The following is an 8,770-nucleotide window of genomic DNA, read 5'->3' on the forward strand; positions in this document are numbered from 1 at the left end:
GGCGCTGTAGCTAGACAAGTGTGGAATGTGTCACTAAAAAGAAGGGGGTCCTTAGATGGCTACACGTGCTTCAATGGACGCATTAATGCAGCAGTGTGAGGATACAATTCGCTATGCCAAAGAACAATTTGAAGAAAGCAGCCTTCAAGAGCAATATAATAATGATGATTATACAAAGGCTTTACAAGATCTTGAACAGACCTATCAAGATATAGCGAAGATGGCCCATAGTGCGAATTCCCAGCAGCGGGATCAACTCCACCGGATGAGACTGCAAATTCAGCAGCTTCAAAATACATTGATTTTAGAAGGACAGACTTATACGGGAGGTAGCCTATCTTGAAAAAACGTTCAAAGCAAAATAATCCAGAACAAAAAACAAGAAATGGCATAAATAATCAAGACCTCGAGCTTGGTCAGGATGTAGATCTTGTAAAACAATCAAAAAAGAAATATGAAAAATCTGGCGGTCAACCAGTGAAATCGAAGTTTCACCAAGAAAAAAATCAATCATCCTAATAAAGATCTTAAACCTTCAACAATCTGTTGAAGGTTTTTTTGTGAATAACCCTAAAAACACTGTGGGAATAAGGTAAAATTCCAGTTCACAAATTAGAAATAACTATAAAACTTTTTGTGATTTTGGTCACAGAATGAGATTATCAATAATGGGATAAATAAGGTAAGAATTTTAGCTATCCATCTAATCACAAGGCAAAGCCTGTAAATAGATATTTTTTGGTATTCTTTGTGAATAAATTCACGAAAATTTTTCTCTTGAAAGGAAGTAAAACGATGAAAAGATTATGGTTTATCTTTAGTTTACTACTCTTATTAAACCCTGCACTGACAGCAGCAGAAGAAAACGAAAACATCCTGAAAATGCAGGAGCTATCAATAAAAGTCATGCCAGAATTTACGTATCATCCTAATGATGTAAACAAAGAAAATCCGCCATTATTGATTGGTTACCAAGGAACAATGCTCAATCAATCAGAAGAGCCGCAAAAAGGGCAAATAGAAATCCCGTTGCCTATGGAAGATAAGAACTTTCGAATTGGCTATGTTGCCGATTATTCCAGTGACTTATCGAAGGTGTATGAAATTGAATATACGATCAATCAAGAAAAAGGAACTCTATCCTGGATAACAAGTGAAGAAATTCAGCCAAATGATGTTTATAAATTCGTTGTAGAATTTTATACAGATACGATAATCGTTGAAAAAGAAAAGAAATCAATTGCCTTTACATATAAGAGCTTTACAGATGTTGGCTTATTCAATGTATCATTCATTCAGCCTCTTCAAGCGAAAAATATAGAACTTAATCCAGCACCTGAAGAGAAAAAAACTCACGCTGATGAAGAAGGGGTATATTCCTATAACTTTCAAGGATTGAAAGCGGGAGAAGAGAAAAGTTTCGAACTTTCTTATGACCGTACTGAAACAAAAACTACGATTGAGCTGATGGAAAAGCAAGAACAACAGCCAGTTGAAAAAGTAGAAAATAAAAAAAACTCTAGTGTTCTTTCCATCGCAGCAGTCAGTGGAGCAGGTTTGCTATTTGCAGGTGCCTTTACGTTGTTCCTAAAAAGAAACCGAAAAAAGAACTAACAATGCAAGACCATTCCTTGTGGCAATAGAGTACGAATTGTACTTTATTCATAAATAGTAGAGAGAGATCAAATATTATGGGAGGTGAAAGGATGTTTAAAAAATGGTTTAAAAAATTGTGGGCAATCGATAAACGGGTATTACTTTTGGGGGCACTTATCGCGGGTGTACTCTTTTCATTGGGCACAGTTAAAACAATGGCTTACTTGGATTCACCAGGATTTTGTCAAAACTGTCATACCATGAAGTCGGTTTATACCTCATTTGTTGATTCGACTCATGCTGAATTACAGTGTAATGACTGTCATTTGCCGCACGAGAATGAGGTAGGAAAACTATTCTTTAAGGGCCGGGCAGGGATGACACATATTTTTTACAACACCCTGGGTACGGAAGACATTCCAGATAGAATTTATGCGACAACGCGCACATTGAGAGTTATTAATCAAAACTGTGCTGATTGTCATAAGAGTACCATTAGTAATGTCTCACATGATGCGAAAGACAACTGTATGTCATGTCACAAGACAGTACCACATGGAAAAGACTTTAAGGATGATACCTTTGACCAGGCACCAAAGTCTGGCGAATTATTAAAAAATAAGGGAGGATTTTAAGAATGAATAGGTTCCGTTATGGGGCATACCTCCTTCTACTAGTATTTGTGCTCATCATTACTGGCTGCAGCAATTCCAGTGAGGAGAAAAGCGACAAAACAGCAAGTGCTAAGGAAGTGAAGGGAACAACTGGCCTTTCTAAGGATGAAATAAGCAATGAGGCATTTAAAGAATTATTTCCGCTTCAATATAATAGTTACAAGAAAAATGAAAAAATGGAAGATACTAAATACGGAGGTTCAGTGAAACGAAGTAAGTACGATCCTGATAAAGAACCTTTACTGCCGGTTTTATTTAACGGTTATGGATTTGCCACCGAGTATAATGAAGAACGCGGCCACGTTTATGCACTTGAAGATATTAAGGATGTTAAACGGATTAACGATAAATCAGTTGGTTCATGTTATACGTGTAAATCAACTGCCGTTCCGCAAATGATTGAAGAAATGGGCGACGACTATTGGGGTGCTAATTTCAGACAAGAAATTTGGCCAAAGGGTGAAGCAATGGGACACTCGCCAATCGGATGTTCTGACTGCCATGATCCAGAAACAATGGATTTACGCGTTACCCGTCCAAGCTTTTTCAAAGCTTTAGATGCAAAAGGTGTTGATTATTCAAACCCAACGAAAAACGAGATGCGCACCTATGTTTGCGGCCAGTGCCATGTTGAGTATCACTTTGCAGCAGATAACAGCGAAGTAACCTACCCATGGGATAATGGTTATAAACCTGCAGATATGTATGAATATTATAATACGATTGCCAAAGAAAATGGTTTTGAAAAAGACTGGGTTCACAATATTTCAGGAGCCCCAATGTTAAAAGCACAGCACCCTGAATTTGAAACACATTCTAGCGGTACACACGGTAAAGCAAATGTATCTTGTGCTGACTGCCATATGCCATTTGAGCGTGTTGATGGTAAAAAGAAAATTACTTCACACTATTGGACTTCACCACTTAAAACAATGGATACATCTTGCGGTCAATGTCATGGTGATAGAGATTTAGACAAATTAAAAGATCGTGTGACTGAAATCCAAGATTCAAATGTAAGTGCATTACATGAAGCCCAGGATATCTCTACTTCAGCTCACTATTATATTAATAAGATGATTACTTCTGGAGTCAGCCCAGACAAGATCAAGCAGGCTCAAGAATTTGTCCGTAAAGGTCAATGGTTCTGGGATATTATTGCAGCTGAAAACTCAGCAGGATTCCATAACCCACAAGGTTCAATGGATTCATTACGTGAGTCAGTTGTACAATCTAACAATGCGATTCGCCTCGCAACAGAAGAGTTAGTGAAAAAAGGTGTGAGTATCGAAGAGCTTACCTCCGAGATTGAAAAAGCAAAAACAGCTGTACAAGCTGAAACTGTAAACGATAAGAAAAAGGATCATGCTATTAACAGCTATTTCCCTGCACAGCAGCCTGTAGCACCAGCAGTAAAAAAATAGACCCTTTCATCAACAGTCTTAACCATCCCGCCAAGAAGGATTAAGAAAAGTTAAGAGAGAGTCCATAAAAGTTGATGAAAACACTGCTTTCAATGTGAATGCAGTGTTTTCTTCTGTATATTGTGGCAAATTTAGAGAGGTGTGTCAATTTGGCTGCGATTTTTCTAGTTGAGATGGTCTAAATGAATGGATCATACAATATTTTATAGGGAGAATCCAATCCATATGAATGGAGAGACCAAAATGTTTGTTGTCCATTTTCTTGAAAACAAAAATCAACTTTTAAGTCAACTTCTAAAGCAAGTACCTTCAGTTGGTGAAGATGTAGTCATTAAAGGCCGCAAAGGCAAAGTGTCAAGTGTAACACCAATAGGTGAAAAACAAATTCAAGTGCAGCTCTTTTTTGAAAAAGTCATTGTTAAAGGTAAACCAGCAGTAGATAATTCCAAAAAGAAAAAACGGTAAGTCAATGTGCGCAAAGCCCTTAATACAGGGCTTTTTTTTATTATTACAACAATTTACAAAGGCATTGCACCGAAGCAGGAATGATACTACAATATCCTTTGGTACTCGAAAATAAGTGTTAGATGAAGGAGCGTTTTTCATGCCACGTGCTTTATGGCTATTAATTATTGGGATGGCAGTGAATGTAACAGGCAATTCCTTTTTATGGCCGTTAAATACAATCTATATTCACGATCATTTAGGTAAGTCTTTATCGATGGCCGGGGTCGTTTTGATGCTAAACTCCGCTGCGAGCGTCATTGGAAATCTTTATGGAGGCAGTCTCTTTGATAAAATCGGCGGCTACAAATCTATTCTTCTAGGAATAGGTATTTCGCTTGCAGCTCTTATCGGATTAACTTTCTGGCATGGATGGCCAGAATATATTGTCTTCTTAACCATCGTTGGTTTTGGCAGTGGAATTACTTTCCCAGCCATGTATGCGATGGCTGGAATGGTTTGGAAGGAAGGCGGACGTAAAGCCTTTAATGCTGTTTATATTGCACAAAACCTCGGGGTAGCTGTCGGAGCCTCACTCGGCGGCATTCTTGCCGATTTCTCATTTGAATTAATCTTCCTTGCTAACACCGTAATGTACATTATCTTTTTGCTAATCGCTATTTTTGGCTATAAGGGGATTTCTACTGCTTCGGCTAAACAAGCGAATGGCCTTCAGAATATACCACTTGTAAAGAATAGAAAAAATCTCTATGCTTTATTGATTTTATGTTCAGGTTATTTGCTATGTTGGGTTGGCTACGTTCAATGGATGACAACAATTGCTTCTTATACTCAGGAAATTAATATATCTTTATCGCAATACAGCCTATTATGGACGATAAATGGTGCCTTAATCGTTCTAGGTCAGCCATTATTAAATATCGTGCTTAAGCGTCTGGCAGCCACCCTAAAGCTACAAATTCTCATCGGGATTGCTATTTTTATTGTTTCTTTCCTTATAGCAGGAAATGCAAGCGCATTTTCAGGATTTCTGGTAGCGATGATTATTTTAACCATTGGGGAAATGTTTATTTGGCCGGCAGTACCAACAATCGCCTTTGACTTAGCTCCAAAGGGGCGTGAAGGGTTTTATCAAGGAATTGTAAATAGTACTGCAACCGGAGGCAGAATGATTGGTCCTCTTTTAGGGGGAATATTGGTTGACCTTTATAGTATGTCTGTCCTTTTCTTTATCTTAATTGGCTTATTCATAATAGCAATCATTACTACTCTGGCTTATGATCGTATCTTGAAAAATGAAAAACAATTTAAAATAAAACTAACTTAGCAAATAATACCGGCTCCCTACTTAGAAGCCGGTATTATTATGTTTAAAAAATATTTTTTAAGGTCAAACTGTTTTAGGAGAAAGTTACTTGCATCCTGCAGGGAAATTTAATACAATAACCGTAATACTTTTTATATTTAATAACCTTGATTAGGAATAGTAGTGATCCATACCTGTTTTAGAGAGTTGACGGCTGGTGGAAGTCAATCGGGTACATCATGAACTCGCCTATGAGTTGCAAACATGAAAGAAGTAGTAATGTTTGCCGTTTGCCGCGTTAAGGATGAATGAAGCGAGTGTTTACAACACTAATGTGGGTGGTACCGCGGGAAGATACATAGATAATCCTCTCGTCCCTTTTGGGATGAGAGGTTTTTTATATTGTTTTAGGAGGAATAGACAATGAGTTTCGAACATCAGCATATTGAGAAAAAGTGGCAAAAGAAATGGGAAGAAGAAAAGACATTTAAAACGAGTGAAGAATTTGATAAACAGAAATTCTATGTTTTAGATATGTTTCCGTATCCGTCTGGGGCTGGTCTGCATGTTGGGCACCCTGAAGGCTATACCGCTACAGATATTCTTGCACGCTTAAAGAGGATGCAGGGATACAATGTTCTTCATCCTATTGGCTGGGATGCATTCGGTCTACCTGCTGAGCAGTATGCATTAGATACGGGTAACGATCCAGCAGAGTTTACAGAAAAAAATATTAACACTTTCCGGAGACAAATAAAATCACTCGGTTTTTCATACGATTGGGATCGGGAAGTAAATACCACAGACCCAGAATACTATAAATGGACGCAATGGATTTTCTTAAAGCTATTTGAAAAAGGTCTTGCTTATATCGATGAAGTTGCTGTTAACTGGTGCCCTGCGCTAGGAACCGTGCTGGCAAATGAGGAAGTGATTGATGGCAAGAGTGAGCGTGGCGGGCATCCGGTTGAACGCAGACCGATGAAGCAGTGGATGTTAAAAATTACTGCCTACGGTGATCGTTTACTTGAGGACCTAGAAGAGCTTGACTGGCCAGAGAGTCTAAAGGAAATGCAACGCAACTGGATCGGCCGTTCTGAGGGTGCGGAAGTAACCTTTAACATCGAAGGGCATGATGAAACATTTACCGTATTTACGACTCGTCCTGATACTTTGTTTGGTGCAACGTATGCAGTGCTGGCACCAGAGCATTCTTTTGTGAATAAAATTACTACCGCAAAACAGCAAGCAGCAGTTGACGCTTATTTAGACAAAGTTAAGACAAAGAGTGATCTTGAGCGTACTGACTTAGCGAAAGAGAAGACGGGTGTATTTACCGGTGCCTATGCGATTAATCCGGTTAATGGAGAAAAGATGCCAATCTGGATCGCCGATTATGTATTAGTAAGTTACGGTACAGGTGCAATCATGGCAGTACCTGCTCATGATGAGCGTGACTATGAATTTGCGAAACAGTTTGACCTTCCAATAGTGCCTGTTGTTGCAGGTGGCGATGTTGAAACAGAGGCCTACACAGGTGATGGTGAACATATCAACTCTGGATTCTTAAATGGTTTAAATAAAGAAGAAGCAATCAGTAAGATGATCTCATGGTTAGAGGAGAAGGAGATTGGTACGAAAAAGGTAACATTCCGTTTACGCGATTGGCTGTTCAGCCGTCAGCGTTATTGGGGAGAGCCAATTCCAATTATCCATTGGGAAGATGGTACGATGACAGCCGTTCCTGAAGACCAGCTGCCATTAACTTTACCAAAAACAACCAATATCAAACCTTCTGGAACAGGAGAATCACCTCTTGCTGTGATCGAGGACTGGGTAAATATAGTTGATCCAGAAACAGGCAAGAAGGGACGCCGTGAAACCAATACCATGCCGCAATGGGCGGGAAGCTGCTGGTATTATTTACGCTATATTGATCCTAACAATGATCAAGCACTTGCGTCGCCAGAAAAATTAAAGCACTGGCTTCCAGTTGATGTATACATTGGTGGTGCTGAGCATGCCGTGCTTCACTTACTATACGCACGCTTCTGGCATAAAGTCCTTTATGATATCGGAGTTGTTTCAACCAAAGAACCATTCCAAAAGCTTTTCAACCAGGGAATGATCCTAGGTGAAAACAATGAAAAAATGAGTAAATCAAAAGGCAACGTTGTCAATCCTGATGATATTGTTGACAGCCATGGTGCAGACACACTTCGCTTATATGAAATGTTTATGGGCCCACTTGATGCTTCGATTGCTTGGTCAACAAATGGCCTTGACGGATCTCGCCGTTTCTTAGATCGTATCTGGCGTTTAATGGTTGAAGATAATGGCGAATTAAATCCAAAAATTCAGGCAGATGAAGAATCTTCTACCTTAGAAAAGGTTTATCATCAAACAGTTAAAAAGGTAACAGAGGACTATGAAGGATTGCGATTTAATACCGCGATTTCACAAATGATGGTTTTTATCAATGAAGCTTATAAAGCTACTGTTCTTCCAAAGCATTTTATGGAAGGATTTGTGAAAATGCTTGCTCCAGTTGCACCGCATGTTGCAGAGGAACTATGGGAGAAGCTTGGTCATACAGGCGCAACCATTTCTTATGAAACGTGGCCAGCATATGATGAAGCTAAATTAGTGGACGATGAAGTAGAAATTGTGATTCAAGTTAACGGAAAAGTGAAGACAAAGCTATTGGTGCCAACTGACGCGAGTAAAGAAGCTCTAGAAGGTATTGCAATGGATGATGAAAGAGTGAAGGAACAAATCGAAGGAAAAACGATTCGAAAAGTCATTACTGTTCCTGGTAAGTTAGTAAACATTGTAGCAAACTAATTTTGGATTTCCCCTTTTGGGGGGGAATCCTTTCCTAGGGGTGGGAAAGATGGAAGAAATTCAGATTATTACACCAGAAGAATTAAAGAAAAAGCTCGAAGAAGGGGAGAAACTTGAGCTTATTGATGTAAGGGAAGACGAAGAGGTTGCACGAGGAATGATACCGGGGGCAAAACATATCCGGATGGGTGAGATTCCTGCTAACCTTGATTACTTTAATAAAGATAAAGAATACATCTTCATTTGCCGTTCCAGTGCGCGTAGTGGTAATGTCTGTTACTACTTGCAAGAACAGGGCTATAAAGTCCGCAATATGATTGGCGGCATGCTCGCATGGCCAGGAGAGACAGAATAAACGATTCCCTAGCGGAATCGTTTTTTTTTTTTTTTTGCGTGTCTTATTTTTAATTTTCTGAAAAAATGGAAATACTGTGAGTAAAAGAGAAAGGAGAATACATATG

General features: G+C 39.0%; 9 protein-coding genes and 1 other annotated feature. All 9 genes read left to right on the plus strand.

Going from position 1 to position 8,770, the window contains the following annotated elements:
• Nucleotides 1-55: 55 nt before the first annotated feature.
• The 9 genes from V7124_RS23505 (at nucleotide 56) to V7124_RS23545 (ending at nucleotide 8,664) form a co-directional block, all read left to right on the plus strand.
• Nucleotides 56-343 (plus strand): YtzC family protein, encoded by a 288-nt coding sequence (locus tag V7124_RS23505; protein WP_090759364.1) that lies wholly within the window; start codon nucleotides 56-58, stop codon nucleotides 341-343.
• Nucleotides 340-519: a glycogen biosynthesis protein GlgD gene (locus V7124_RS23510; RefSeq protein ID WP_335419386.1), complete on the plus strand. Its 180-nt coding sequence runs from the start codon at nucleotides 340-342 to the stop codon at nucleotides 517-519. The genes V7124_RS23505 and V7124_RS23510 overlap by 4 nt, the downstream gene beginning before the upstream one ends.
• 276 nt (nucleotides 520-795) lie before the next feature.
• Complete coding sequence (locus V7124_RS23515) at nucleotides 796-1,614, plus strand: hypothetical protein (RefSeq protein ID WP_335493978.1); 819 nt, start codon at nucleotides 796-798, stop codon at nucleotides 1,612-1,614.
• A 92-nt stretch (nucleotides 1,615-1,706) separates the two neighbouring features.
• Complete coding sequence (locus V7124_RS23520) at nucleotides 1,707-2,231, plus strand: cytochrome c3 family protein (RefSeq protein ID WP_335419380.1); 525 nt, start codon at nucleotides 1,707-1,709, stop codon at nucleotides 2,229-2,231.
• A 2-nt stretch (nucleotides 2,232-2,233) separates the two neighbouring features.
• Complete coding sequence (locus V7124_RS23525; protein WP_335493981.1) at nucleotides 2,234-3,694, plus strand: ammonia-forming cytochrome c nitrite reductase subunit c552; 1,461 nt, start codon at nucleotides 2,234-2,236, stop codon at nucleotides 3,692-3,694.
• 225 nt (nucleotides 3,695-3,919) lie between these two features.
• Nucleotides 3,920-4,159: a hypothetical protein gene (locus tag V7124_RS23530; protein WP_335493984.1), complete on the plus strand. Its 240-nt coding sequence runs from the start codon at nucleotides 3,920-3,922 to the stop codon at nucleotides 4,157-4,159.
• A gap of 139 nt (nucleotides 4,160-4,298) precedes the next feature.
• On the plus strand, nucleotides 4,299-5,486 hold the full coding sequence (locus tag V7124_RS23535; RefSeq protein ID WP_335493987.1) for an MDR family MFS transporter: 1,188 nt from the start codon (nucleotides 4,299-4,301) through the stop codon (nucleotides 5,484-5,486).
• A gap of 137 nt (nucleotides 5,487-5,623) precedes the next feature.
• Nucleotides 5,624-5,847, plus strand: a binding site (T-box leader).
• Nucleotides 5,848-5,888: 41 nt separating this feature from the next.
• Nucleotides 5,889-8,309 (plus strand): leucine--tRNA ligase, encoded by a 2,421-nt coding sequence (leuS, locus tag V7124_RS23540; protein WP_335493990.1) that lies wholly within the window; start codon nucleotides 5,889-5,891, stop codon nucleotides 8,307-8,309.
• A gap of 49 nt (nucleotides 8,310-8,358) precedes the next feature.
• A complete protein-coding gene (locus V7124_RS23545; RefSeq protein WP_335419364.1) occupies nucleotides 8,359-8,664 on the plus strand; it encodes a rhodanese-like domain-containing protein in 306 nt (101 codons plus the stop codon).
• Nucleotides 8,665-8,770 lie beyond the last annotated feature (106 nt).

The sequence above is a fragment of the Neobacillus niacini genome (genome assembly GCF_036961885.1).
Taxonomy (GTDB): domain Bacteria; phylum Bacillota; class Bacilli; order Bacillales; family Cytobacillaceae; genus Neobacillus; species Neobacillus niacini_H.